26 protein-coding genes and 2 pseudogenes are annotated in these 24,028 nt (G+C 60.9%); 14 read left to right on the forward strand and 14 right to left on the reverse strand.

Annotated elements, in window-relative coordinates:
- The 3 genes from PH605_RS20550 (at nucleotide 1) to traR (ending at nucleotide 2,675) form a co-directional block, all read left to right on the forward strand.
- On the forward strand, nucleotides 1–1,266 hold the full coding sequence (locus PH605_RS20550) for an ATP-binding protein (protein ID WP_223565073.1): 1,266 nt from the start codon (nucleotides 1–3) through the stop codon (nucleotides 1,264–1,266).
- On the forward strand, nucleotides 1,256–1,789 hold the full coding sequence (locus PH605_RS20555; RefSeq protein WP_142845915.1) for a response regulator transcription factor: 534 nt from the start codon (nucleotides 1,256–1,258) through the stop codon (nucleotides 1,787–1,789). The genes PH605_RS20550 and PH605_RS20555 overlap by 11 nt, the downstream gene beginning before the upstream one ends.
- 181 nt (nucleotides 1,790–1,970) lie before the next feature.
- A complete protein-coding gene (gene traR / locus PH605_RS20560) occupies nucleotides 1,971–2,675 on the forward strand; it encodes an autoinducer-binding transcriptional regulator TraR (protein WP_142845914.1) in 705 nt (234 codons plus the stop codon).
- A 3-nt stretch (nucleotides 2,676–2,678) separates the two neighbouring features.
- Here traR and PH605_RS20565 read toward each other — a convergent pair whose 3' ends face one another.
- The 5 genes from PH605_RS20565 to traA form a co-directional block, all read right to left on the reverse strand.
- The gene (locus tag PH605_RS20565; RefSeq protein WP_142845913.1) at nucleotides 2,679–2,987 is read right to left on the reverse strand and encodes a transcriptional repressor TraM; all 309 of its coding nucleotides are present in this window, start codon (nucleotides 2,985–2,987) and stop codon (nucleotides 2,679–2,681) included.
- Between the two features lie 320 nt (nucleotides 2,988–3,307).
- Nucleotides 3,308–3,937, reverse strand: a complete 630-nt coding sequence (locus PH605_RS20570) for a TraH family protein (protein WP_142845912.1) — start codon at nucleotides 3,935–3,937, stop codon at nucleotides 3,308–3,310.
- A 12-nt stretch (nucleotides 3,938–3,949) separates the two neighbouring features.
- Entirely contained in the window at nucleotides 3,950–5,197 is a 1,248-nt protein-coding gene (locus tag PH605_RS20575) for a conjugal transfer protein TraB (protein WP_142845911.1), read from the reverse strand.
- Nucleotides 5,118–5,648 (reverse strand): conjugative transfer signal peptidase TraF, encoded by a 531-nt coding sequence (gene traF / locus PH605_RS20580; RefSeq protein ID WP_142845910.1) that lies wholly within the window; start codon nucleotides 5,646–5,648, stop codon nucleotides 5,118–5,120. Before traF ends, PH605_RS20575 begins: the two co-directional genes overlap by 80 nt.
- Nucleotides 5,645–8,947, reverse strand: coding sequence for a Ti-type conjugative transfer relaxase TraA (traA, locus tag PH605_RS20585; RefSeq protein ID WP_142845909.1), 3,303 nt, complete (start codon nucleotides 8,945–8,947; stop codon nucleotides 5,645–5,647). The genes traF and traA overlap by 4 nt, the downstream gene beginning before the upstream one ends.
- Nucleotides 8,948–9,206: 259 nt before the next feature.
- On the opposite strand from traA, the gene traC reads away from it, so the two are divergent.
- The 6 genes from traC to PH605_RS20615 all read left to right on the forward strand — a co-directional run bounded on the left by traC (nucleotide 9,207) and on the right by PH605_RS20615 (nucleotide 12,995).
- The gene (gene traC, locus PH605_RS20590; RefSeq protein WP_142845908.1) at nucleotides 9,207–9,503 is read left to right on the forward strand and encodes a conjugal transfer protein TraC; all 297 of its coding nucleotides are present in this window, start codon (nucleotides 9,207–9,209) and stop codon (nucleotides 9,501–9,503) included.
- 4 nt (nucleotides 9,504–9,507) lie between these two features.
- Nucleotides 9,508–9,723, forward strand: a complete 216-nt coding sequence (traD, locus tag PH605_RS20595; protein WP_161987970.1) for a type IV conjugative transfer system coupling protein TraD — start codon at nucleotides 9,508–9,510, stop codon at nucleotides 9,721–9,723.
- Nucleotides 9,716–11,626: a Ti-type conjugative transfer system protein TraG gene (gene traG / locus PH605_RS20600; RefSeq protein WP_142845906.1), complete on the forward strand. Its 1,911-nt coding sequence runs from the start codon at nucleotides 9,716–9,718 to the stop codon at nucleotides 11,624–11,626. Before traD ends, traG begins: the two co-directional genes overlap by 8 nt.
- A gap of 71 nt (nucleotides 11,627–11,697) precedes the next feature.
- Entirely contained in the window at nucleotides 11,698–12,093 is a 396-nt protein-coding gene (locus PH605_RS20605) for a hypothetical protein (protein WP_080821143.1), read from the forward strand.
- Between the two features lie 279 nt (nucleotides 12,094–12,372).
- Nucleotides 12,373–12,684, forward strand: coding sequence for a WGR domain-containing protein (locus tag PH605_RS20610; RefSeq protein WP_142845905.1), 312 nt, complete (start codon nucleotides 12,373–12,375; stop codon nucleotides 12,682–12,684).
- A gap of 32 nt (nucleotides 12,685–12,716) precedes the next feature.
- Nucleotides 12,717–12,995: an HU family DNA-binding protein gene (locus PH605_RS20615; protein WP_080821140.1), complete on the forward strand. Its 279-nt coding sequence runs from the start codon at nucleotides 12,717–12,719 to the stop codon at nucleotides 12,993–12,995.
- Between the two features lie 60 nt (nucleotides 12,996–13,055).
- Here the strand turns inward: PH605_RS20615 and PH605_RS20620 are convergent, their stop codons facing one another.
- The 7 genes and pseudogenes from PH605_RS20620 to PH605_RS20650 form a co-directional block, all read right to left on the reverse strand.
- Nucleotides 13,056–13,229: a hypothetical protein gene (locus PH605_RS20620; protein ID WP_162856863.1), complete on the reverse strand. Its 174-nt coding sequence runs from the start codon at nucleotides 13,227–13,229 to the stop codon at nucleotides 13,056–13,058.
- Between the two features lie 287 nt (nucleotides 13,230–13,516).
- Nucleotides 13,517–13,678: a hypothetical protein gene (locus PH605_RS20625; protein WP_162856861.1), complete on the reverse strand. Its 162-nt coding sequence runs from the start codon at nucleotides 13,676–13,678 to the stop codon at nucleotides 13,517–13,519.
- Nucleotides 13,679–13,996: 318 nt separating this feature from the next.
- Entirely contained in the window at nucleotides 13,997–14,308 is a 312-nt protein-coding gene (locus tag PH605_RS20630; RefSeq protein ID WP_080821139.1) for a DUF736 domain-containing protein, read from the reverse strand.
- 731 nt (nucleotides 14,309–15,039) lie between these two features.
- A pseudogene (locus PH605_RS20635) lies at nucleotides 15,040–15,333 on the reverse strand (zincin-like metallopeptidase domain-containing protein); the annotation flags it as partial.
- Between the two features lie 112 nt (nucleotides 15,334–15,445).
- On the reverse strand, nucleotides 15,446–16,438 hold the full coding sequence (locus PH605_RS20640; protein WP_129566351.1) for a tyrosine-type recombinase/integrase: 993 nt from the start codon (nucleotides 16,436–16,438) through the stop codon (nucleotides 15,446–15,448).
- A complete protein-coding gene (locus tag PH605_RS20645; RefSeq protein ID WP_129566350.1) occupies nucleotides 16,435–17,373 on the reverse strand; it encodes a tyrosine-type recombinase/integrase in 939 nt (312 codons plus the stop codon). The genes PH605_RS20640 and PH605_RS20645 overlap by 4 nt, the downstream gene beginning before the upstream one ends.
- Nucleotides 17,370–18,590 carry a site-specific integrase gene (locus PH605_RS20650; RefSeq protein ID WP_129566349.1) on the reverse strand — a complete coding sequence of 407 codons (1,221 nt, stop codon included), beginning with the start codon at nucleotides 18,588–18,590 and terminating at the stop codon, nucleotides 17,370–17,372. Before PH605_RS20650 ends, PH605_RS20645 begins: the two co-directional genes overlap by 4 nt.
- Nucleotides 18,591–18,836: 246 nt before the next feature.
- On the opposite strand from PH605_RS20650, the gene PH605_RS20655 reads away from it, so the two are divergent.
- Genes PH605_RS20655 through PH605_RS20670 form a run of 4 tightly spaced genes read left to right on the forward strand, consistent with a single transcriptional unit; the run spans nucleotide 18,837 to nucleotide 21,534 of the window.
- A complete protein-coding gene (locus PH605_RS20655) occupies nucleotides 18,837–19,928 on the forward strand; it encodes an alkene reductase (RefSeq protein WP_129566348.1) in 1,092 nt (363 codons plus the stop codon).
- A 31-nt stretch (nucleotides 19,929–19,959) separates the two neighbouring features.
- Nucleotides 19,960–20,583, forward strand: a complete 624-nt coding sequence (locus PH605_RS20660) for a TetR/AcrR family transcriptional regulator (RefSeq protein ID WP_129566347.1) — start codon at nucleotides 19,960–19,962, stop codon at nucleotides 20,581–20,583.
- A 51-nt stretch (nucleotides 20,584–20,634) separates the two neighbouring features.
- Entirely contained in the window at nucleotides 20,635–20,922 is a 288-nt protein-coding gene (locus PH605_RS20665; protein WP_142845904.1) for a YciI family protein, read from the forward strand.
- A 3-nt stretch (nucleotides 20,923–20,925) separates the two neighbouring features.
- The gene (locus tag PH605_RS20670; protein ID WP_129566345.1) at nucleotides 20,926–21,534 is read left to right on the forward strand and encodes a DNA-3-methyladenine glycosylase I; all 609 of its coding nucleotides are present in this window, start codon (nucleotides 20,926–20,928) and stop codon (nucleotides 21,532–21,534) included.
- A gap of 70 nt (nucleotides 21,535–21,604) precedes the next feature.
- On the opposite strand, the pseudogene PH605_RS20675 reads toward PH605_RS20670, so the two are convergent.
- Both PH605_RS20675 and PH605_RS20680 read right to left on the reverse strand, forming a co-directional pair.
- Nucleotides 21,605–22,270 (reverse strand): annotated as a pseudogene (locus tag PH605_RS20675) (ArdC family protein); the annotation flags it as partial.
- Between the two features lie 329 nt (nucleotides 22,271–22,599).
- Nucleotides 22,600–23,199 (reverse strand): hypothetical protein, encoded by a 600-nt coding sequence (locus tag PH605_RS20680; RefSeq protein ID WP_080821266.1) that lies wholly within the window; start codon nucleotides 23,197–23,199, stop codon nucleotides 22,600–22,602.
- Nucleotides 23,200–23,713: 514 nt separating this feature from the next.
- Between PH605_RS20680 and PH605_RS20685 the strand changes: the two genes are divergently transcribed.
- On the forward strand, nucleotides 23,714–24,019 hold the full coding sequence (locus tag PH605_RS20685) for an alkylphosphonate utilization protein (RefSeq protein WP_142845902.1): 306 nt from the start codon (nucleotides 23,714–23,716) through the stop codon (nucleotides 24,017–24,019).
- Nucleotides 24,020–24,028 lie beyond the last annotated feature (9 nt).

The raw sequence follows: 24,028 nt of genomic DNA on the forward strand, positions 1-24,028 counted from the left end.
GTGGCGGTTTCCATTCACGACAAGACCAACAAGAAGAATTTGCTGCTGCTGATCCAACTGCGCTGGCTCGCCGTCGGCGGGCAGGTGATGACGATCCTTGTCGTGCATTACTGGCTCGGGATCACACTCCCGCTCGTCCCGATGGCGGGGGTGATCGTGTTCCTGGTCGGGCTCAACGTCGTCAGCTTACTGCGGAGTCGAAGTCAATCCGAGGTCAGCAATATGGAGCTTTTTCTCGAGCTCCTGCTCGATGTCGCGGCGCTGACCGTCCAGCTTTACCTGAGCGGCGGGGCCTCCAACCCGTTCATCTCGCTTTACCTGCTTCAGGTGATCCTCGGCGCGGTGCTGCTGGAGGCATGGTCGACCTGGGCGCTCGTCGCGATCACCAGTGGTTGCTTCATCTGGCTGACCACCAGCAACCGCGAGATCGCGATGCCACATGCCCACGGCACCGATTTATTCAACCTGCACATCCAGGGCATGTTCATCTGCTTCGTGCTTGCCGCGAGCCTGCTCGTCCTGTTCGTCACGCGCATCCAGCACAATCTTCGCGCCCGCGACGCGCAATCGGCGGAAGAGGATCACATCGTCAGGATGGGTCTCCTGGCTTCCGGCGCCGCCCATGAGCTCGGCACGCCGCTCTCGACCGTCTCGGTCATCCTGAGCGACTGGCAGCGGATGCCGATGTTCAAAGCCGATCCGGAGCTTGTCGAGGAGCTCTCTGACATGCTTGGCCAGCTCGACCGCTGCAAGGCGATTGTCTCCGGCATCTTGACATCTTCGGGCGCGACACGCGGCGAAGGAACGGTGCGCACCACCGTGAACGCCTTCCTCGACGAGCTGGTCGAGGAATGGCGCGCCGGCCGCCCAACGATCAAGGTCGACTATACCAACGTCTTCGGACCGGATGCGCCGATCGTCTCGGATACTGCCCTCAAGCAGGTGATTTTCAACATCCTCGACAATGCCTGGGAGGCCTCCCCTGAGTGGATGGGCATTGCCGTTGGAAGGCAGGGTGACGATCTGATGATCGCAGTGAGCGACGCCGGTCCTGGCTTCGACAACGAAATGCTCGCGGAGTTCGGCAAGCCCTATCGTTCGAGCAAGGATCGCCCCGGCAGCGGTCTCGGCCTGTTCCTCGTCGTCAATGTCCTGCGCAAGCTTGGCGGGACGGTCAGGCCGAAGAACGGGAAGGAGGGCGGCGCGTCCGTCACTCTCCAATTGCCGCTCGCTTCCTTATCTCCGGAAGGCGCCGATGGAATCTAGGCGTTCGCTGCTGATCGTCGAGGATGATGCTACCTTCGCCCGGGCGTTGCGTCGGTCCTTTGAGCGCCGCGACTATGAAGTGCATCTATGCGACGGGCTGGAAGGAATGCGCTCGATACTCGCAGCCGGCTCGCCCGGCTATGCGGTCGTAGACCTGAAGCTGCCCGGCGGGTCGGGCCTCGAATGTGTCAAGGAACTCCACCGCTACGATCCGGATATCAAGATCGTCATTCTGACCGGCTTCGCCAGCATCGTCACGGCCGTCGAGGCGATCAAGCTAGGCGCCAGCCATTACCTGCCGAAGCCGTCAAACACGAACGATATCATCGCCGCTTTCGACAAGGTTGATGGCGATACGTCCGTTCCGCTGACTGCCCGGCCGACATCGATCAAGAATCTCGAATGGGAGCGTATTCACGAGACGCTTGTCGACACCGAGTTCAACATTTCCGAAACGGCCCGCCGCCTCGGCATGCACCGGCGAACCCTGGCGCGAAAGCTGGAGAAATGGCGAGTAAAATAATCCGTCCCCTTCAATCTGGATCAGGGCTAGGTCGAATGGGTGCGACAAACTGCTGACTGTCTGTCGCGTGGCGAGCAGATCGCCGAAACTCTTTAGTATCGGTGTGCATGACCCGATCGACGGCTGAGCGGACGAAATCTCCGGCTGATGCCAGGAGGGCAATGGCGAAGTGGAGGACCTAATGCAACATTGGCTGGACAAGTTGACCGATCTCGCCGCCATCTCTGGAGATGAAGGGACCCTGAAACTCGCCCTGGCGGCCTTTACCGAGCAGATTGGTTTTGCGGGCTATGCCTATCTCAACATCCAGCCAGGGCGTTCCGTCGCAATCTCGAACTATCGTCAAGAGTGGCAATCTGACTATTTCCAGCGAGGCTATCTTGCGATCGATCCGGTCATTCGACAGGCCAAATCGCTGAAGCGAGCCTTCACCTGGAGCGGTGAGCAGCAGATCTCACGGCCTTCAAAGGCCGAGCGCTCCTTCTACGCGCATGCCGCAGATTTCGGTATTCGGTCCGGCATCACAGTCCCCATCAAGGCCGCATACGGCTCCATCGCGATGTTCACGCTTGCCTCGGAAAAGCCGTCAATCGACCTGGACCGCGAGATCGACCCGGTCGAGGCAGCGTCCGCAGTCGCGCAGCTTCATGCCCGCATCAATCTGGCTGATCCGACCCCAAGTGTCGAAGAGCCGATCGGTCTCGATCCCAAGGGGGCCGCCTATCTGAGCTGGATCGCTGTCGGCAAGACGATGGAGGAAGCGGCGGACCTTGAAGGCGTTAAATACAACAGCGTGCGCGTCAAGATCGCCGAAACCAAAAAGCGCTTCGACGTGCACACCCTGACCCACCTGACCGCCGTCGCCATTCGCCGAAAGCTGATTTGAGCTTCAGTTCACCGACACTTTTGGGATATAGCCAAGGATGGTGACCAGCGTGTTTACCACATACATCTGTGCGTGCATCTCCATGCAAGCCTGGATGTAAATGAGATGCTGAGCGCCGCCCGCCGCCTTACCGGATTTATAGGTGTCGGGCAGAGCCTGGAACAGCTGATCAGCCTCATCGACCAGACGCCGATGGGTCCGGATAGCATCCACTGTCAAGCTCTCCAGGTCAGCCTTGGGGAGACCTTGCGTCAGCCCGTACACGGGACGCATTTCGAGTTTATCTTCCGATGTCGGCGCGTCCAGTGTCATTCGATCCAGTCTCCGGCTTGTCCGCGGTGCGCCCCCGCAAACGTTAATCCCTGATCCCAAGCCGGGGGTTGGAAACTGTACCTGGACAGTCCTGCGACCTTTAGTACCGGAGCACCTGGACATACGTCACAGGCCCCCGGCCAATCGGTCAGAGGATTCTGGTGCTGCAACGGCCAGCACCAACCGCCAGATAGAGGTTTCCACACCTCGGGCAGCGCGTACTGCCCTATCCGCCCTTATAGAGGGCGGAAGCTGAATTCGCCAGTGCAAACATGCACATGATCACGTAAGTCGTGCGGTGAACTTCGCGAGCATCAAGGTCATTCAGCACCAATTCCTGAAAGATCGACACGAATGCCAGCCTTGTTCGGATCGTCGCCGCGGGCCTCGTCCTCGGCAGGATTGCTCACCTCCACCCCAGCAGGATCTGCTGACTGTTCGACAGCATCGCTCGCAGGCTCGTGGTTCTCAGGGTCCGGCACCTCCACTTTACCGGTATCCGGCGCCCGAAACACCGCCGTGCCCTCGAAATACCCCGTCCGCCAGGCGATGATAGCATCGTCGAGCACCTCGGGAAGAACCTCCTGCTCGGTGGGATTGCCGTACCATTTCATGACTATGCGATAGACCTTGGCGAAGAGCGCCGTGCCCATGCGGAGATTTTCGCAAGGCTCGACCAGGTCCGGTTTCAGCCCTCCGGACTCCATGATGCCGAGACCGGCTGGATATTGCGTGATGCCGACGCGAATGACGTTGCGCCCGAGATTCTGGCGGATCAGTTCCATTGCGTCCGCGGGCGTCGCGGGCTTCGGCACGAGCACAACACGGTTTCCGGAACTGACGGTGACCGCAAGCGGATCCTCCGATCCTGCCCGCTCGATGAACTGTTCGACAATCGCAGGTTTTAGGTCAGGATTGGCGCATTGCTGGATGAGGACGGCATCGACCATCACGATCACTCCTTATGTGTTGAAAGCCATGACGACGGGCAGGCCGAACAGCCTGGCCCAGGCGGTCACGCTCGCTTTCTGGATGGCCACGATCGACGTGCCCCTGGTCCACCAGCCATTGCCGGTGGCGACGATGACGGCGGGTGAATACAGCATCGATTGCAGCATCGGCCAGAGGAGGAGTTGCTCATAGCAGATCAGCGGCGCGATCCTCATTGTCCCAACCTCCACGACCGGGTTCGCAAACAGGTGCGCTTGGGCGCCGCCGCCCTGCCCTGTCCAATGCAACCATGGCCGCCACATGGAAACCGGAACCGGCATGCGCTCCTTGTAGAGGATGCCAGCGGCGCCGGAACCAACCGCCACCATGACGTTGTCGTAGCCTTGCGCATCGATGACGGCGGCGCCGGCGACGACCGTGACGTCGAGCCCGTTCAGCCCCTCCCGCCAGAGCCGAGCGACCGTCGGCGTCCAGAAACCGAGAGTGCTCTCGGGAAAGACGACAACGCGCGCGCCCTGACTTGCGGCTATGCGCGCTGTGGCGATCAGGCCACGGTGCTGGTCAAGCGAAGCATCGCGGCCGAGCATTTGGCCCAGCTGGAGATCGACGCCTCTCCATCCTTCCGGTAGATTCGGCTCTGTCCACGTTGCGGCGGACCAGAGCCAGAAGCCTCCGAGGCCAATGGCAGCGGCCGGCCAATGTCTCGTCATCATGACGAACAGGCCGGCCGCAGCCGCAGCCAGCCCCCACCAGCCCCAGCCGGGAAACACCACGCCGGCCGCAGTCAACGGATGTGCCCAGCCGGTGATCCCGAAGGGGGGCAGTGCCATGAGCACCGCCGCCGCCAGATAGCGCACCGCCCGCCCCTTTCCCGTTTGCCTTGTCCACGCTGCGGCATGCACGGCAACGAAGGAGACCGAGGCCGCCATCCAGAGCAGGAAGCCCGGCCAAAGATCGGATGAATAGAAGTTTGCGACACCCTGCGGCAGACCGCGCGAGGCGGCCAAAAAATAGCCGGCCGACACAAGGACCGCGATCGTACGCGACGGCGACATCGCCCAAAGCGCCGGGAAGAGCATCGCGACCGGAAGGGCAAGCACATTGCCGCTCCAGCCGAGTGAACCGCAGGCGACGGATGCGACGATGAGCAAGGTAGATCGCCAATGGTCAGAAACGTGATCACGGATCGAAGGTGAGAACCGGTCGGGCAAGGCCGAGAAGGCCGGTCTCGGGAACCGGCCCGAAATATCTTGAGTCATAGGAGCTCGCAAAAGAAGAGTGGAGAAAGAAGTGTCCTGGCGGCACGATGCCACCAGGATATGGCGTGATCGTCCTGCCCTCTCCGTCCGTCTTCCGCACGACGGATGCGGCATGGGAGCGGCCGTCGATCACGACGTAATCGGTAATTTCGACATGCTGCCCGGGAAGTGCGGCAACGGTCTTGATCAACGGCGCGAACCCACGATCGCAAAGCCCCCGCCGGAGATATCCTCGCCGTCGTGCCTCCTCGGACATTGCGGTCGGCGGCGGGCAGATGAAGACGAGATCACCGGCCTTGACCGGACGATTGAGTTTCTCGATGCGCCAGAGCCCGAGCGGCTCGCTCGGCGTCAGGTTCAGTCGATAACCGCCGACGGTCGCAGCCGTAATGAGGCAAGCGATAGCCACCATTGACGCGCTCAACAGCATGATCGTGCCGCGTCGCCTCATTGCTTCATCACCGGGGCTTGGCGCTGAGCTAAACGCAATTCCTCGGCCTGCCGCAGGGTCTCGGTCGTGCGCTCATGGGCGGCAAGCTGCTGGGCCGTGCGCATGATCGGCCAGGCTTCCTTCAGGCGCTCCTTCTCTTGGTGGGAGAGGCCTTCGGAGAGCTTATCGAAGAGTTTTCCCGAGGGCTCACGTGCGGCATTGGTCAGCAGGGTGCGCTCGCCGAAGCGTTCGGTGATGGCCTTGTTGAACCCGTCGATCTCCAGCTTCGTCTCGCGGTTGCTGAGCGCATATGCAAGGGCTGCGGACAAATCGTTGCGGTCGATCGCATCGCGCACGCGCTCCAGCACGACGCGCGCCGCCGGAGACAGCGCCGGTATGTCGATCGAGACACGCTGACGCAGCGCTTTCTCTTCAGCTTCATGCCGTTGCACCGCGCTCTCGCGCATCTGAAGATAGCGTTCGAGATCGCGTTTCAAGGCGGGTACATTGACCTCGGCGATGCGGCGCGCCTCGCGATCCGTCTTGCTGGCAAGAATGCCTGTCTTGCCCCTGAGCGGGCCAATCGAAGCCGGATCTGCCGCGAGCTTCTGCAGCACCTGCCGCGCCATGTCCTTATCCGCCAACACGGCGTCGAAGTTCATCACCCGCAAGGCGGTCTCGGGATCGGCGAAGACATAGCGGAAGCGGATCGAAACCTCCTCCCATTGCTTCTTCAGAGTCGGATCGGAATCGAGCCTCTCGCTGACCGTATCTGCGACGGAATTCTCGAACCGGGAAATGCCGGCGACCATGGGCCTCGACTCCTTGCTTGATTGTGTTTTCGGGGATTGCCGCAAGCCGAGACGTTCGCCGAGAGCGCGAAGGCGGTTGGCGAGATCGGTGAGCTTGCTTTTCTGGCGTAGCGTCCAGTCGAGCCGGTCGCGCAGCAGCGTGCGGGCCACCTGGACGATACGCAGCCCTCGGTTTTCAGAGAAGGCGAGCGCCTCGCGGTAGAGCGTGCCGCGCTCGTAGTCGAGTGTGGTTTCCTTGGCGTTTCGCCGCGACAGGATCTTGGCCAGCCCACCGTTCATCTCGAAGGAGCGGCGACCGAAATAAAGCTGAAGATCCTCGCGATGGCGGGTCATCGCCACATAGGTCAGGTGACGATCGAGAGAGAGTGAAGCGAGCACCTTCACCCGGTCGACCGTCGCTCCCTGGCTCTTGTGGATCGTGGTGGCATATCCGTGATCGATATTGTTGTAGGAGCGGCTCTCGACCGTCACCTGCCGGCGTTGATCGCCCTCACCCACGGTCACGGCAATGCGGTCGGGCGCGGCCTCGATCACCCTGCCGATCATGCCGTTCTTGACGCCGAGCGAGCCCTCGTTCTTCAGGAAAACGATCTGGTCGCCGGCGTCGAACTGGCGGGTGCCGTCGGCGGTCTTGAAGGCGTGACCCTCACCGATAATTCCGCGTTCGACCACCTTTTCGCGCGCCATCATGTTCAGCATGCGGACGTCGCGGCGCAGATGCGCCAGCATCAGCATCGACTTCGTGGGATCGTAGTCGTGGTTCCAGGCCGAGATGAGGCTCTCGACGGCTTCCGATTTCAGGTTTTCTCCAACGATGTGGCCGCGGGTGCGATAGGCCAGCAAGCCCTGTTCAATGTTGCCGCGCGCCAGATCGACCGAGGCATGCCGCATCCACTCTTCGCGCTGGCGGTAGATCGTCTCGAGCTCGGCGTAGCCGATACGATCCACGATGGCGCGGAAGGCAGCACCCGCCTCGATCGGCTGCAATTGCTCGGGATCGCCAACCAGCACGATCTTCGCGCCCGCCCTGACGACGGCTTCGACGAATCCCGCCATCTGTTTCGAAGCGACCATGCCGGCCTCATCCATGACAAACACGGTCCTGGCGTCGAGCGTGTCACGCCCCTGTTGCCAGCGCAGCTCCCAGGAAGCGAGTGTGCGGGAGACGATGCCCGCCTCCTTCTCCAGCCCCTCAGCCGCCTTGCCGGCAAGGGCACCACCGACCACGCGATATCCGGCGAGTCCCCAAGCCTCGCGCGCCGCCTTCATCATGGTCGTCTTGCCCGCGCCGGCGCGACCGACCACGGCCGCGATCCGCGCGGAGCCGGCAATCCGTTCGATCGCCGTTTTCTGCTCCTCGGACAGGCGCGCATGTCGCGCGAAAGTCGCCGCCAGCACCTTGTGATCGACGCCATGGGTTTCACGGCCCGACAGCCACATCGCCTGACGCGCCATCGTCGCCTCGAGGCGGATCATCGCCCGTGTCGAATAGCGCGCCGGCGCCTTCGCGCCGGTGGCGAAGTCGATCGTGTCGCGCTGGAGCCGGAGAACTTCCGGATTCAGGATGATGCGTAATATCAGCTGCTGGAAGACGGCCGGATCATCGACATAGCGATGCAGCACCTTCGCAACATCGCGCTCATCGAAGACGCTCTTTTCCCGCGTGATCAGGTCGAGCACGATCCCCGGATTTCCAACAATGCGACGCGTATTCTCGCTGCGGCGTTTCTCATTCAGTTCGAGCCGCTCGAGCTCCGGACGGACGCCTTGCTTCTCCGCCTTGCGCTCGATTGCCTTGGCGCCTACGCCGAGATGGATGGTCGGTTCCAGATCGATGCCCTGCTTCTCGTAGGATCGGCCATCGACGCGCAGCGAGATCCTGTTCAGCGCCAGGTGATGATTGAGACGCTCGAACCAGGCGTCACGAAAGGCATTGAAGTCATCCGTCCCGCCGGCCCACAGCTCGTAGACGATCTTTCCCGCCTTGTTGCGCAACGGCTGCCCGTCTTCGCCGAGAACCGGGACCTTCTTCGCGCCGAAACCGTCCTCGGTCAGCGGACGCAGGGTCATCATCAGGTGGATGTGCGGATTGCCCGGATTGTCGTGATAGACCCAGTCCGCGACCATGCCCTTCGACAGGATGTGCCGCTCCACGAAATCCCGCACCAGAGCAATGTTCTGCTCGGCCGTCAGCTCCAGCGGCAGGGCGATGGTCAGGTCCTTGGCGAGCTGGGCGTCGGAGCGCTTCTCGAAAGCCTCGACCTTGTTCCAGAAGGCTTCCGAGGCGCCTGCGATCGAGCGGTCGGCGATCAGCATCCGTACCCATTTCGGGGCATCGGCCGGAAGGACAAACTCCTCGTGCACGAGCCCCTGTTTGCGGGTGTAGTCGATGGTGCGGGCCTCGCGCTCATATTCCATCCTCGCGCAGTGCCGGTAGGCCGCGGACAGCACCGTACTGCGGCCGTCGCCGCGGCTGACGATGCTGGCTGAGAAATGGGCGATGGCCACGGCGACAAAAGCTCCTGGTTCGAACCTCGTTCGTCGGGAGCGGCAGGCCAACCCGGCCCCTTGCCAGGGCCTCTACGCAAGGCGTCGCATCAGCGACGTATAATTGCGCCCTTGGAACCGCTCCTTCGGAACGGCCGGGATGATCCTCCAAAGTGTCGGCTTTGCCGACGTGCAAATCTGCACATTTCCTTGAGCATGCATCCGGAGGAGTTTTGGCGTCGCACCTGCAGCGCCAAAACCACAAAGGAGTGCCACCGGAATGAAGAAACCGTCGTCGAAGATCAGGGAAGAAATCGCCAGGCTCCAGGATCAGCTCAAAGCAGCCGAGACGCGCGAGGCCGAGCGCATCGGCCGGATCGCGCTCAAGGCCGGTCTCGGCGAAATCGAGATCGAGGAAGCCGCACTTCAGGCGGCGTTCGAGGACATCGCCGGGCGGTTTCGCGGAGGCAAGGGGCAGACGACCGGAAAGAAGAATGCCGGTGACGGCAGGACCGGCGGCGAGACATCCGCGGCGCTCGCGCCTGGCGCGGATGCGGGCGGCGCTGGCGAGGCTTGAGCGGATGCGGCGAACCACATCGACCGATGCCCGCAAGAAAGACACGCGCGAGAAGATCGAACTTGGCGGCCTGATCGTGAAGGCCGGCCTGCGCTATGAAAAAAGGGCGCTGCTGCTCGGCCTGTTGATCGATGCCGCCGGACGTCTCCGTGGTGACGAAACGGAGCGCTCGCGCCTGACCGCAATCGGCGTGGAGGCGTTCGGTCGCGACAATGAATAGGCTCCTCCTCACAATCCTGCCCGCGGCATTCATGATCGCCACCATGTTGGCGATATCAGGCATCGAGAACTGGCTCTCGGGTTTTGGAACGTCGCCTCAGGCGAAGCTGTTGCTCGGACGGGTCGGCCTCGCCCTGCCCTACACCGCGGCGGCGGCGATCGGCGTTATCTTCCTGTTCGCGACGGCGGGCGCGGCAAACATCAAGGCTGCCGGTCTAAGCGTATTGGCTGGTGCTTCAGTCGCCTGCATCGCAGCGATCGCACGCGAAGGGTGGCGGCTGTATGCTCTTGCCGACCGGGTGCCTCACAGCCAGTCGGTGTTCGCCTACACGGACCCGTCGGCGATGCTTGGCGCATGCGCCGCCGTCCTTGCCGGCATCTTCGCACTGCGAGTCGCGATCAGGGGAAATGCCGCCTTCGCGAAATCAGCGCCACGGCGGATCGCGGGGAAGCGGGCCGTGCACGGCGAGGCCGACTGGATGAAGATGGCCGACGCTGCCAAGCTGTTTCCCCATACCGGCGGCATCGTGATCGGCGAACGGTATCGCGTCGACAAGGACGGCGTGGCGGGCCTGTCTTTTCGCGCCGGTGAGACGAAGAGCTGGGGCGCCGGCGGCAGGTCTCCATTGTTGTGTTTCGACGGCTCGTTCGGTTCGTCGCACGGTATCGTCTTTGCCGGTTCCGGCGGTTTCAAGACCACATCCGTGACGGTCCCGACGGCGCTCAAATGGGGCGGCGGGATGGTGGTGCTCGATCCGTCGAGCGAGGTCGCGCCGATGGTCATCGATCATCGGCGCAAGGCCGGCCGAAACGTGATCGTGCTCGATCCCGCCACGCCCGCGATCGGCTTCAACGCGCTCGACTGGATCGGCCGCCACGGCAACACGAAGGAAGAGGACATCGTCGCGGTGGCGACGTGGATCATGACCGACAATGCGCGCACCGCGTCGGCCCGCGACGACTTCTTCCGGGCATCGGCCATGCAGCTCCTGACGGCGTTGATCGCCGACGTCTGCCTGTCCGGGCACACGGACGAGAAAGACCAGACCTTGCGCCGCGTTCGAGCCAATCTCTCCGAACCGGAGCCGAAGCTGCGCGAGCGGCTGACGCGGATCTATGAACAGTCCGAGTCCGACTTCGTGAAAGAGAATGTTGCCGTCTTCGTCAACATGACGCCGGAGACCTTTTCCGGCGTCTACGCCAATGCGGTGAAGGAAACGCACTGGCTGTCCTATCCGAACTATGCGGCGCTCGTGTCGGGCGACAGTTTCTCGACCGACGATCTCGCGGAAGGCGACGCGGACGTGTTTATAGCGCTCGATCTCAAGGTACTGGAAGCGCATCCGGGTCTGGCGCGCGTCGTCATCGGCTCGCTGCTGAACGCGATCTACAATCGCAATGGCAAGGTCAAGGGACGCACGCTCTTCCTGCTCGATGAGGTCGCCCGCCTCGGTTATCTGCGCATCCTTGAGACCGCCCGCGACGCCGGCCGGAAATACGGCATCACGCTCACCATGATCTTCCAGTCGATCGGCCAGACGCGCGAAGCCTATGGCGGCCGTGACGCGACAAGCAAATGGTTCGAGTCCGCATCATGGATATCGTTCGCGGCGATCAATGACCCGGATACGGCGGACTACATCTCGAAGCGCTGCGGCGACACCACGGTCGAGGTTGACCAGACAAACCGCTCCACGGGAATGAAGGGATCATCGCGCTCACGATCGAAGCAACTCAGCCGTCGGCCGCTGATCATGCCGCACGAGGTCCTGCGCATGCGCGGTGACGAACAGATCGTCTTCACGGCAGGCAATCCGCCGCTCAGATGCGGGCGCGCCATCTGGTTCCGGCGTGACGACATGAAGGCCTGTGTCGGACAGAACAGGTTTCATCTGAAAGAATAGTTGACGTAACGTGGCGTGGGGATCACTTCGACACTCCCCGCCGTTCACAAGTTCGAAAGGGGCAACAAAGAATGCATTGGAAAAAAGACTGGTATTCCCTGAGGGGACCGCTGATCATCTGGGCCGCGTTCATGGCCATCACGCCTATCATCCTTGTCGAAGCGATCATCAGCCTCGACGTATTCCCGCAGCATGCGGATTTGTTGCTGAGGATCGTTGCTTTGATCTGTACGGCTGCGTTTGTGCCGTTGGCGACCCTCGCTGAGATCGCCCCGCCATTCGTGACCAGGGAAGAGGTCAGATGGCGTAACCGCAACACGGAAACGCTTTTCGAAGGCGATGTCGTCTGGGAAGATGTGCCGTTCCTGCCGCCCCTGCTCAACCGGATTCGCTCGACGACCGGCAAGCGCAGGCGACGGGAAGAGGGGAACGATGCTCCTGCTGCCAGCGCGACGGTCAGTACGTGATCACGGGTATTCCGGGCTGCCACCGTCGATGTACTTGATCTTGCGCTGTGTTATAAGATGTCTCCTTTCCCCAACACCAGCGAGAGGATCGTCATCCGACTGGAACGAAACTGCGATCAGCGGGTCCGGTGCGCTTGCGCATAGAGCCGTGCGGCGAAGCTGTCTCGCCCGCACATCTCTCGGCCAGTCACTGATACCCATCACAGAAATGAATCGGAAGCTGCCCTTCGATTCATAAGTGTCGTTGGACCATATTATGAACATCGGCGACGATGCGGCATGGGTAATTACCACTACCAGTTCTATTGCCAGAAGATCGACGCCAAGAGAAACATGGCGCGCTACTACATGCTTGCGATCCAGCCCACTCTCTTCGGGGAAACAGCCGTGGTGCGGGCATGGGGACGTATCGGCAAGGCGGGCGGGGAGATGACCGAGGTCTTCAGTGCGGAGAAGGATGCTGTCTCGCGCTTTCTCGAACTGGTGCTGCAGAAGCGAAAAAGGGGCTACAGACCAGCAAGAAGCTGTGGAAACCCCAACAGCAGCGCCATTCTGCGGACATCGCCCCATGACAATATCCAGATCGGCTGAGAAGGTTTTCCGTCTTTAACGAGGAAACCATCATGACCACCACCAATGAAATCGCCGACAAGATCGCATCCGAACAGAGCCTGACCAAGGCGCAAGCCAAGAAGATTGTCGAGGCCGTGTTCGCATCGATCGCGGCGGCAGCCACCTCTGGCGCGGAAACGTCGATCCCCGGCTTCGGCAAGTTCAAAATCAAGGACACACCGGAGCGCGAGGCTCGCAATCCGGCGACAGGCGCCACCATCAACGTGGCCGCTGCGAAGAAGCTGACCTTCCAGCCTGCGAAAGCCCTGAAGGATGCACTGAACAAGTGATCCGCGCCAGGGTGGGCGGAATAGCCACGAAGAGCCGCCGGAGCGGCTCCCTGCCGAGCGTCATTGGCGCCGCTTACCGTCACGCTCGAAACTGATCTCGATCTCGACGAAGAACGGGATCTTGATTGCGAACTTCAGGGCGAACTTGCCACCCCGGAAGAAGTGACAGATCACCTTACTGAGGATGCGGAGCCGGCGGCCGGTGGCGCTGAGGAATTGAGCGAGGCGTTTCATACGGTTTCTCCTTGTCGATTGCGGTTATCGCGGGGAGAGGATGCAGACCGGAAAGGCAGGCTGCACCGGCTGGCCGGAACGAGAGTGGAGGACCTTTTGAACACCTGAATTTTGGACCGCGAGGAGCCGCTTGCGGCGGGGAACATTCCGGTGGCGAAAGGTTGCGGCCTGACTGCGCGGGATGCACGATCCCCGATAGTCGATGACCGTCCTCGACAAGGGGATGAAACGTCCCGCCATCATGCGGACCGGATAGCGGCGGTTGCCAGTGCGGGTGATTGCCGCCCTCAGAAGGGCGGCTCGGCGTCGATGGAACCGTCCTGCTCGGCCATGATGACCGCCAGTTCAGCCTGAGCCAGTTCCAGCTCCGCGGCAACCTGGCGACGCTCGTCCGGATGGCAATGGTTCATCTCGCGGCGCAGTTCTTCGATGTGTTGTTCCAGCAGCATCGTCATCTCCTTGACGTTTGAAAAAGATGACGCCGCGGGGCGTGAGGAAATGACGGGGTCAAGGATCGCGACAGCGACCGCTTGAGGCGGCGAGCGGAGGAGCCGATTTTCCGGTGGCGCCTTTCAGGGCGGCTCCTGAAAATTGGAGGTGCCGCGAAGTCCTTGAGGCCGGCATTTCCTCACGGCACGATTGGTCACTCTGAGCAGACCCCACCTCTCCGTATCGCGACCGGAAGAAGGAAGCGGGCTCGATGCCGGTTCCTTCTTTGATTTCAACAGGGGAAGAGCCCCGCCGTTTCCGGCAGGGCCCGTCTTCGATCAGGCATCGCGCTTCGGGCGGTTCCAGACCAGCGTGTAATCGCCGTCCTTCTCGGTCGGCCACAGGGCCGCGTTGATCGGAGCCGGGAAGCTCGGATCGTCGAGCTTGACGGAGATGTAGGGTTCGCCATCGCCCGAAACCTGGCTCCATGCCGCGCCTACTTCCGCTGCACCGGACATGATCCGGAAGTCAGGAGCGTCGCGGGAGGTGCGTTCGATCGGGTTCAAGCGGGCCTTCATGGAGACCGTCAAAGTGCGCACGTGGCCGAGGATGGTGTTGCCGTTGGTGGTGAATTCGCCGATGACTGCCATTTTCGAGATCCTTTCGGGTTGATCGGGGCGCGACCATCGCGTCCTCGATGACTGTCGAATTGATCGGAGACGATCGGGCCGCACCCCCGGGGTCTCCATTGCGCCTGCGCAATGGGGTGGCTTGTCGGGCCGGAACAAAGTGGAGGGCGGACGGGAGCGACTTTCTTGTTCCGCGCGGAATGGCGGCGCAGCCGACAGGGGAAGAAAGTTGCGGACGGCCGTTGCGGAAAAACGATCGAGGCGCAGCCGTTCTTCGATCAGACATGTCAAATCGAGGCCGCGTTGGCCGCGCCCGTGTTCAGACGGATGATCTCGCAATGCGGCCATCGGTTATCGGTGGAATTTGCCGTCCAACGATAAACACCCCTGCCGCTGTCCGCACTCTCTCGTTCTCCATCCGGAGGCCTGCCGACTTCCGGCCGAATGCGCTGCCTTTTTGCTTCCTCACGACGGTCATGGGCAATCTGCGAGCTGATGGGGCGGTATTCATGCCAGCAGTTCCCGGCGATGGATCCCTCTGCGCACGGCAATGCTGGCGGCCATCCTGGTCCCTGCTCCGACCAATGCGATCCGAGCCAATGGAAGCGAAGATGCATACATGTTGTTCTGGAACCGCCCGAAGCGCGATGCCTATCGATGATCGCTGCCCCTTTCGGCAGGTGGGTCTTCCCGGCCCTCCCGGTCGCGGGCAACCCGAGGGACCAGAGCGACCATTACAAGAACAGGCGGTGTCACTTCTCGCCGGCATCCGCCTGCGGCTGAAGGCTGTGCAGATAATTGACCGCCCGCTGCGCATGCGCCGCTGCCTGGAAGATGGCGCGGCGGTCATTGGAAAGGACCGATAGCCACGTCTGAATATAGGCGGTGTGGTCTGGACGCGGCTCCAGCTCCGGCGTAATATTCAGGTCTGCGCAAACCAGTGCTGCTGAAATTTCCGCGACGAGTTCCTCGCGTGCGCGTTCGGTTCGATCCTTCGAATAGCGGCTGAGATCGCGGCCGACCCTGTTCGGATGCGCTGTCCAATGGATCTTATGCCGATATCGGCATAAGACGCATTATGCCGTAAGCCGGATTATGCCGCATGGCTCAATCATCAGGGCTAGACCCTCCCTTAAACCATGCGGCAGTTCGGCATAATCAGAGCGATTCAAGGAACGTGAGCAGTTCGTCGGTGGGTCGATACCGCCCGGGATGGACTTCCGGTCTGGCGATCTGAGAGAGCGCCTTTTCCTTCAGCCGCATGTCGGCGTGGATATAGATCTGGGTCGTCTCCACGGATTCATGCCCAAGCCAGAGCGCGATCACGGATTGGTCGACGCCATGATGGAGCAGTTCCATCGCCGTGCTATGTCGCAAGGTATGCGGCGTAACGCGTTTGCTTACGAGGGCAGGACATGTTTGGGATGCCGTGAGGCAATGCTTGCGCACCAGATGTTCGAGCGCATCACGACTGAGCCGATCACCCCGGATCGAAGGGAACAGGGGACTGTTGCTGTCAAGGCGCTCCCCAATCCAACCCTGGATCAGCTTTGCCGTATCGCGACGAAGAGGCGTACTGCGTTCTTTTCGCCCCTTGCCGATGCAACGGATGTGGGCACCCGTTCCAAAGACCACGTCGTTGCAGCGCAGACTGATTAGCTCAGATGCCCGCAATCCGGTCTGAAGCGCAAGCAACAGCAGGGCGTGATCACGCCGCCCCACCCATGTCGTTCGATCCGGCGCGGCCAGCAGCGCCGCTATTTCCTCTGCGTCGAGGAACGTCACGCCTCGCTTCACGTATCGCTTGCTTGGCATCGAGAGAATGCGCTGGCACTGGAGCAACCAGGTCGGCTCGGTCATTGCAACATATCGGAAGAATGAGCGGATGGCGGCAAGGCGCGTATTGCGGGTTCGTGCCGTGTTACCGCGTACCGTCTCGACGTGGCTCAGGAAGTCGGCGACAAGATCGGCGTCGAGATCTTCGATCGTCAGCTTCGTGGGCGGCTTTCCACGCCGTGAACCCGCGTAGCGGATCAGTAGCCGGAATGTGTCGCGATAGCCGGCGATGGTGTTGGAGCTTGCCTCCATCTGGGTGCAGAGCCGGTCAGTGAAGAAGCGTTGGATGAGCGCAGGGAAGTTGATCGCCTTCATTGATCATCCTCCGTCGCACTCGTAATCCGGGCGGAAGCCAATTCGAGCAATTCCGGGACCGCTTCCAGATACCAATAGGTGTTGGCCGGGCTCTCGTGACCGAGCCAGGTCGTGAGTTTGATCATCTCGCGCCCGACATCTCGACCTGAACGATACCAGTTCAGCATCGTCCGAACCGCGAAGGTGTGGCGAAGGTCGTGGATGCGTGGCCCACGCCCATGGCGCTTGTAATCCTGCATCGGCCTCAAACCGATCTCTTGGCAGACCAGCGCGAAGTTATAGCGTGCACCGCAATCGCCGAGACGATGGCCCTGGCACGTGACGAACATGGCCTCTGACCTGCGCCCCAATAGCCGGTCCCGCTCACGTCTATAGTGTTCGAGCTGCTGCACGACCGTTCGATCCAATGGCAACATTCGTTCCTTGCCGAGTTTTCCGAAGCGGACGCGAAGGACGCCGGTCTCGATATCAAGATCAGACTGGTCGAGACGCAGGGCCTCGTTAATCCGAAGCCCTGTCACCGCGATCAAGCCGAAGAGCGTCGAACAGGTGAGACCGCGCATGCCGTAGACCGATGGCAACGTTCGGGCTTGCTCGACAATCGCAAGGATCTCGCCGTCGCTGTAGATGTGTGGATGTACCCGTTGGACATGAGCAGGCACCAACCCTTGGGGCGGGACCTCATGCCGTGGATCCATACCGTGTAGCCAGAGGGCAAATTGACGAGCAACCCGGAAGCGAGCGCCCCGTGTTCCGGCACTGGCGGCGGGGAGGCTCTCCAGCCAGCGCATGATCAATCTGGTATCGACATATTCCGCGCCATCGTTGTCGGCAAAGGCGGTGAAGCGACGCAATATGCGTTCGTCCGTACTCAGATCGGCGCCCAGCCGTCTTCTGATGCTGAGGTAGCGGTGCTGTTCGGCAAGGAATCTCATTGTGCTGCCTCCGCGATCGGCCAAGGCTGGGCGATGGAGCGCAATCCATCCGTGTCGAGCTTCGCATAGATCATCGTCGTTGCGCGCGATCGATGTCGCAACAGATCGCCGATCTCCTCCAGTGAAGCACCGGACCGCACCAGGTTCGTCGCAAGGCTGTGACGAAGGACATGCGATCCGACATAGGGTGTCGGCGGCTTCACCCCAGTTGCCGCGAACGCTTCCCGCAAGATCGAGTTGATGATCTGGCTATCCTTGAACGGACGGTTCGGCGCCCGGTGGCTCACGAACAGCGTCCGGGTTGTCGTCGAAGTCCGCTCCTCGCGCAAATACCTGCTGATCGCCTCGCCCACGTCTGGCGGGATCGGCAGCCGGTCATGGCGTTGCCCTTTTCCGCGAACCAGAATCTCACTGGCTCGCCAGTCGATGTCATCAAGCTGGACTGCCATAACCTCGGGCGCACGCATGCCGAGCCTCGACATCAACAGCAACATGGCGTAGTCGCGGGCGCCGCGTCGCGGATTGGTCGCGACCGATGCCAGAACGGCCTCCACTTCATCGGGCGAGAGATATCGCGGAAGTCTCGAGCCCCAGGGCTTGTGTACCCTGGGTACGCAGAGTGCGAGGTTCGTGGTGGTGAGCCCCTGGGCGAACAGATACTGGAAGAAGCCGCGCAGATGCGTGGACAACGTCTTGTCGCGGTAAGGTGTCTTACGCGCGATAACATGCTCCATGAACGCAACGACGTCGCGGGCGCTGAGCGCAGGAAGATCGAGCCCACCCTCCCCAAAGCGATGAGCCAGGAAGCGGACGGCAAACCCCAGCACGTGTTTGACGGACCGTGGACTGAGGCCGCGTTGCCGCAGAAGGTAAAGCTCGAGGTTGCCGAGAAGCTTTTGGCGTTCGGCTTGAGCGGCGGTGAGCGGCGGGCGTGTCGCCACGCCGATTTCGATCAGGTGCTCGACGAACAGCCTGGCAAGGTTGGGAACCTTGATTTGGCTCTTCGGTGTCGTCGGCAGCCGCCGACCCAATTCGACCGCAAGCTCTGTCGTCAAACCTGACGGCGCAACTCCCTCGTCTTCCAGCAGTTGGCCAAAGCGCCGCAGGAGGTAACGATAATTCTCCACGGTGGCAGGCTTGTAGTTCTTGGCGGAGAGGCTTTCCTCGAAAGAGGCGAGGTACGGCTCAAGGCAGGTAAACCGGTTGGATATGTCCATCATTGTGCTCCGGGTTGGTGGAGCAACAATCTTCTTCAAAAACCTCTACATCAATTCGATACCGGCCTTTACTGACCTGCTGGCAGACACGACGTGGTCGAGTTGATTACGTCACGCCAGGAGTGCCGCAAGAGGGTGGTTCGCCGCATGTCGGCAGGGAAGAGATATCGATGTTGACAAAGTAGGACAATTGACCTAATCATCGAACTAGGACAAATGACCTAATTCGAATTTGGGGAAAGCTTCGTGATCGCCGATCTCTTCAATACCTTTCAGCTAGGCGATTTGCCTCTGTCCAATCGCATGGTGATGGCGCCGATGACGCGCAACCGCGCCGATGGTGAGGGCAATGTGACGCCCATTATGGTTTCGCACTACCAACAGCGAGCTTCTGCGGGTTTAATCATCGCCGAGTCCACTACTGTTTCTCCTGAGGCTGTTGGCTACCCCTTCACTCCCGGCCTTTTCACCGACACACACGTGAGCAGTTGGCTGCGACTGACCAACGCCGTGCACTCCTCAGGAGGTCGTATTTTCGTCCAACTGCAACACTGCGGACGAATTTCCCACCCGAGCCTCCAACCAGGGGAAGCCGTCCCGGTTGCGCCATCGCCGGTTCGCCCATCCGGCAAGGCAGTCACGTACGCCGGGATGCAAGATTTTGCGACGCCGCGCGAACTGATGCTCGCGGAGATTCCAGGTCTCGTCGCTCAGTTTCGACATGCCGCGGCGTTGGCAAAGCGCGCGGGATTCGATGGGGTCGAGATTCACGGAGCCAACGGATACCTAATCGATCAGTTCCTGCGCGACAGCAGCAACCGGCGAGGTGACGCGTACGGCGGCAGTGTCGGCAACCGTATGCGACTGCTGAACGAGATCCTCGACGCCGTCAGTGAAGTATGGCCCGTAGGGAGAATTGGTGTGCGTTTGACACCAGAAAACAGCTTCAACGACATGGTCGATTCCGACCCGCAAGCTCATTTCGAATACATCCTCCGGGAGCTTGGGGCTCGAGGGCTTGCATACGTCCACATGCTACAAGGAGACATGTCAGCAAAATCATCTGTGGTTGACTATCACGCTCTTCGGGCATGTTTCGCTGGCACATATATCGCGAACAATGGCTATGATCTAGCCCGCGCAAAGCAGGCAATCGCAAATGGCGAAGCCGATCTCGTGGCATTCGGCCTCCCCTTTCTCGCCAACCCTGATCTCGTACGGCGTTACCGGCAGGGATTGCCATTGAACACGGCTGATCCAGCGACTTTCTATGGTGGGGGCGACGCCGGATATACGGATTATCCGTTTTTCACGGGCGAAGAGGCCTCTGCTGCCTAGGGCGTCCGAAGACCAACAGGGAATTACTACGATGGCCAATCGGGCTACACGTGAGGAGATCGTCGGCGTAGCGGACGATCTGTTCTATCGCAGAGGATTTGATCACACGTCCTTTGCAGACATTGCCGAGCTGGTGAAGATTTCTCGCGGCAACTTCTATCACCATTTCAAAACGAAGGACGACATTCTCGAAGCGGTGATTCAAAAACGCCTCGCTGATCGCAATGCTATGCTGGAGCGATGGGAGATAGAGGGCAAGACACCTGTAGAGCGGATCAGCAGCTTCATCGATATCCTGATTGTGAATGGGGACAAGATCAAACTGTATGGATGCCCGATCGGGACCTTAACGAGCGAGCTTGCGAAGCTGAACCATCCAGCGCAGCCAGACGCCGGCAGATTGTTCATGCTGTTTCGGACGTGGCTTCGCCGTCAGTTCGTAACACTCGGTCGAGAAGCAGATGCGGATGTGCTTGCCATGCATCTTCTCTCCCGGAGCCAGGGCGCAGCGACGCTTTTTAATGCATTCCAGGATCAAAACTTCGTTCAGCGCGAGGTCGAGCAGATGAAAGACTGGTTGAAGGATATCGCTGCCGCGGCGTCAACACTGACGGGGGATAAGCTGCCTCGAACACAACCGCTCGACGCGTCATAGCGCGGCGAGCGCCTTTCTCATTCCATCACAGCTCAAGAAACGGGACCGTTCATGTTTATCGTACTTCTCAGGTTTTCCGACAACAAGCCGCAGGCCTCTCAATTTCTTGAGGGACACAATGCCTGGATCAAAAGAGGTTTCGACAGTGGAACATTTCTTCTCGCAGGCACCCTCCAGCCGAACGCGGGCGGGACACTCCTCGCCCACAATATTGATCGGAAAAGACTTGAGGCGTTGGTTCAGGAGGATCCGTTCGTGGCAGAGCGTGTGGTGAGCGCCGAGATCCACGAAGTCACGCCGGGCCGCGTTGAAGAACGGCTTATGTTCCTGAAAGGATAACGAATGAGCGGAACTGTCCTGGGTCATGACGGACGGCTGCGCTGCCGCTGGTGCGCGGCCGCACCGGAGTTTCTTCACTACCATGACGCCGAGTGGGGCTTCCCGGTCTCCGACGATTTTCGTCTTTTCGAAAAACTCTGCCTCGAAAGCTTTCAGTCGGGCTTGAGCTGGCGAACTATCCTTACCAAGCGCGAGAACTTCAGGTCTGCCTTCTGTGCTTTTGATTTCAACCGTATCGCGCAATTCGATGGTTCCGACGTCGAGCGACTCTTGAAGGACGAGGGCATCGTCCGCCATCGCGGCAAAATCAATGCTGTCATCAACAACGCGAAGCGAGCGCAAGAGCTTGTCAAGGCCGAGGGCTCTCTCGCCACCTACATCTGGCGCTTCGAGCCGCGACGGGAAGATTGCGCCGAACCGCAGACTGCATCGACCTCCGCAGCTTCAATTTCTCTATCGAAAGATCTGAAAAGGCGCGGTTGGTCCTTCGTAGGGCCAACCACCGTCTATGCATTCATGCAGGCGATGGGGCTCATCAATGACCACGCCTCGGGATGCGAGATCAGCGCTTCGGTCGAAGAAGCGAGAGCGGACTTCCATCGCCCAGTGTAGCCGACGGAAAGCAAACCGGTGGCAATTATGCCGACCATCAAGGCGGAGTTGGTGTTTAATTCCAATCCCTTCTGATCAGATTCGGCATAATCCGGCTTACGGCATAATGGGCGCTTTCATGTGCTAAAACAGCAACATAGGACGCAGCGTCCCGAAAGCTTTCAAACGCAGGCATTTGAATGTGGTCGGTCGCCGGCGAATAGAATGCCTTGTCGCCGCCATGCCGAATGACCGCACCGGTGTTGCGAAAGAACCGGTCGGCATGGGCGATCCGCTCGACCGGATCGATGACAGGTTCAGGCCGGTGGTAATAGAGCTCCGGCAGACCGTCTATTTGATCCACGTTAAAGACTGTATACGCTTTCAGAAACGGGATTTGCCGATCGACCTCGCTGCCATTTCCGTCGGTCTCTGACTTGGTGAAACGGCTGGCGAAAACGACAGTGGCACCGCTCTCGCCCTTGCGCACCGAGGCATTCAGCTGCAACGCCTGCCTGAATGTCATCCACATCGGCGAGGCAAAACCCCGGGCAATACCTTCCGACCATAAAAGCAGGGTGTTCATCCCCGTATAGGGTTCGCCACTATGGCGTAGCGGCCGGGTAATCCGGTCATTCGCGTTGGAGGGACTCCATGGCTGAACCCACGGGCGCACGTCCTTTTCCAGATCCGCGATGATACTGTCGGTGATCCGCGCGTAGATGTCGGCGCGTTCGCCTTCTTTCTTCCTGTTCATTTCCAAACCTCCTTGTCATGAGGCCGCGCCAATCGCGGCCCCGTCGCGGAGGGCCAAAAGCAGGAGCAGCAGGGCGGACAGACGCACCGGCACGGCCGGAACGGAGAGAAGGACGGCGCAGCTGTTGCGTCTGCCGCCGGCTCCTGTAGGACCGACGAACGGGACGGCCGCGATTGCGGCTGTCTCGGTCCCGATTTGCTTTCCTCGTTCTTTTCCCCACCTGTCACTTCGTCGTGGCATCGACACGGGAAAAAGCCACCCCCATGTGGAAGTGGCTTCGTATGGACGGAATGAAGGCGGGGCCGGAACCCCGCCATGATTGATCGATTTCAGTCGAAGGCCGACATCTGCGCTGCGGCGGCCTTGCGGTCGAGCGTCTGGCCGGGATTGTCGACCGGGCGATCGAACGGCTTCCACGCCTCACCGACGACCTGCTCGTATGCGGCGACGGCGCCTTCAGCGGCCATCCTGAGCGCGTGCGCCTGAATGCCCATGTCGGCTGCGAATTCGCGCTTTCGCTGGGCGGCGCTGTCATATCCGACGGGTCCGTCGAGATCCTCGTCGCGGGCGTCAGCGGCACTCTTGGCGGTGGCGTCGCGCGCCTCCGTGACGGCCTTGCTGTAGAACTGGCCGGCGCCGTGGGCCGAGCCGACATAGGCTCCGACAATGCGCTGGAGATGGATCTGCATCGCCCGTTCGCCAAGGCCGTCGCTTAGGCCGGTGGCCGTCTCGACGATGAGGCGTTCGTGCATGTCGCGGATGCCGTCGCTGTCGAGGATGGCGGTCCCGAAGCTTTCGGCGATGCGCAGCGCCTGGGCTTCATCCGGGCATGTCAGGCGGACCATTTCGATCGTGGCGCCCTTGCGGAGCTGCACGACACGAGCGGAGGGGCGAGCAGCATTTCGGGAAGAGGTTGCGGGCTTTGCCATAATGGTTTCCTTTCGGTTCGTCCGAAGCGTGCGGCCCCTTGCCGTCCTGTCCTTCGGTGCGGTCGAAAGGAACCGGCGCAAGCCGGGCGGTTCAGGGTCCGGGCAGGCCGGATCGAGCAGAGAAGGTATGCGGGCAAGCGGAGCGAAAGCCCTGCGAAGCCGGCGTGCCTGCTGTGCGACGAGCGGCATGACCGGCCGCCCCGCGGCGCGAAAGCGGCCTTGAATCGAACGGGCGCCGATTCAGGCCGCCACGAAACCGAAGGACGGGACGGGTAAGGGGCTGTCCAGGACGCTAAAGCGGAAGGAAAATCATGCAAGTCGCACGCCAGCCCCGATCCGATGCGTTGCTGCCATTCTGTCCGCATGCGCCAGTCATCTGCCACGCCGCCAGATAGGTTCGCTGTGCAACCCGATGAGCCCGAGCGGCCGCCGGATTTGCCCACGGGGCCTTTCCGCGATAGAGGCGCGTCTGACCTCGCAAAGAACGAACTTCATTCGGGAAAGGAAACAGCAGATGACCGAGCATGCCGACGACGATTACATCTATGACGAAGCCACCGGCGAATGGCGCCCTGCCTCGGAGATCGCTGCGGAAAAGGCCAAGGCCGCCGAGGTCCGCGATGCCTCCGGCAATATCCTGGTCGATGGCGACAGCGTCGTGTTGATCAAGGACCTGAAGGTCAAGGGTGCTGGCCAGACCCTGAAGCAGGGCACGGTGATCCGCTCGATCAGGCTCACCGACAATCCGGAAGAAATCGACTGCCGTCATGACGCCATCAAGGGTCTCGTCCTGCGCACCGAGTTCGTGCGCAAGCGATAGGCAGTTCGC

The sequence above is a fragment of the Agrobacterium sp. CFBP 3001 genome, from assembly GCF_027871605.1.
GTDB lineage: Bacteria > Pseudomonadota > Alphaproteobacteria > Rhizobiales > Rhizobiaceae > Agrobacterium > Agrobacterium leguminum.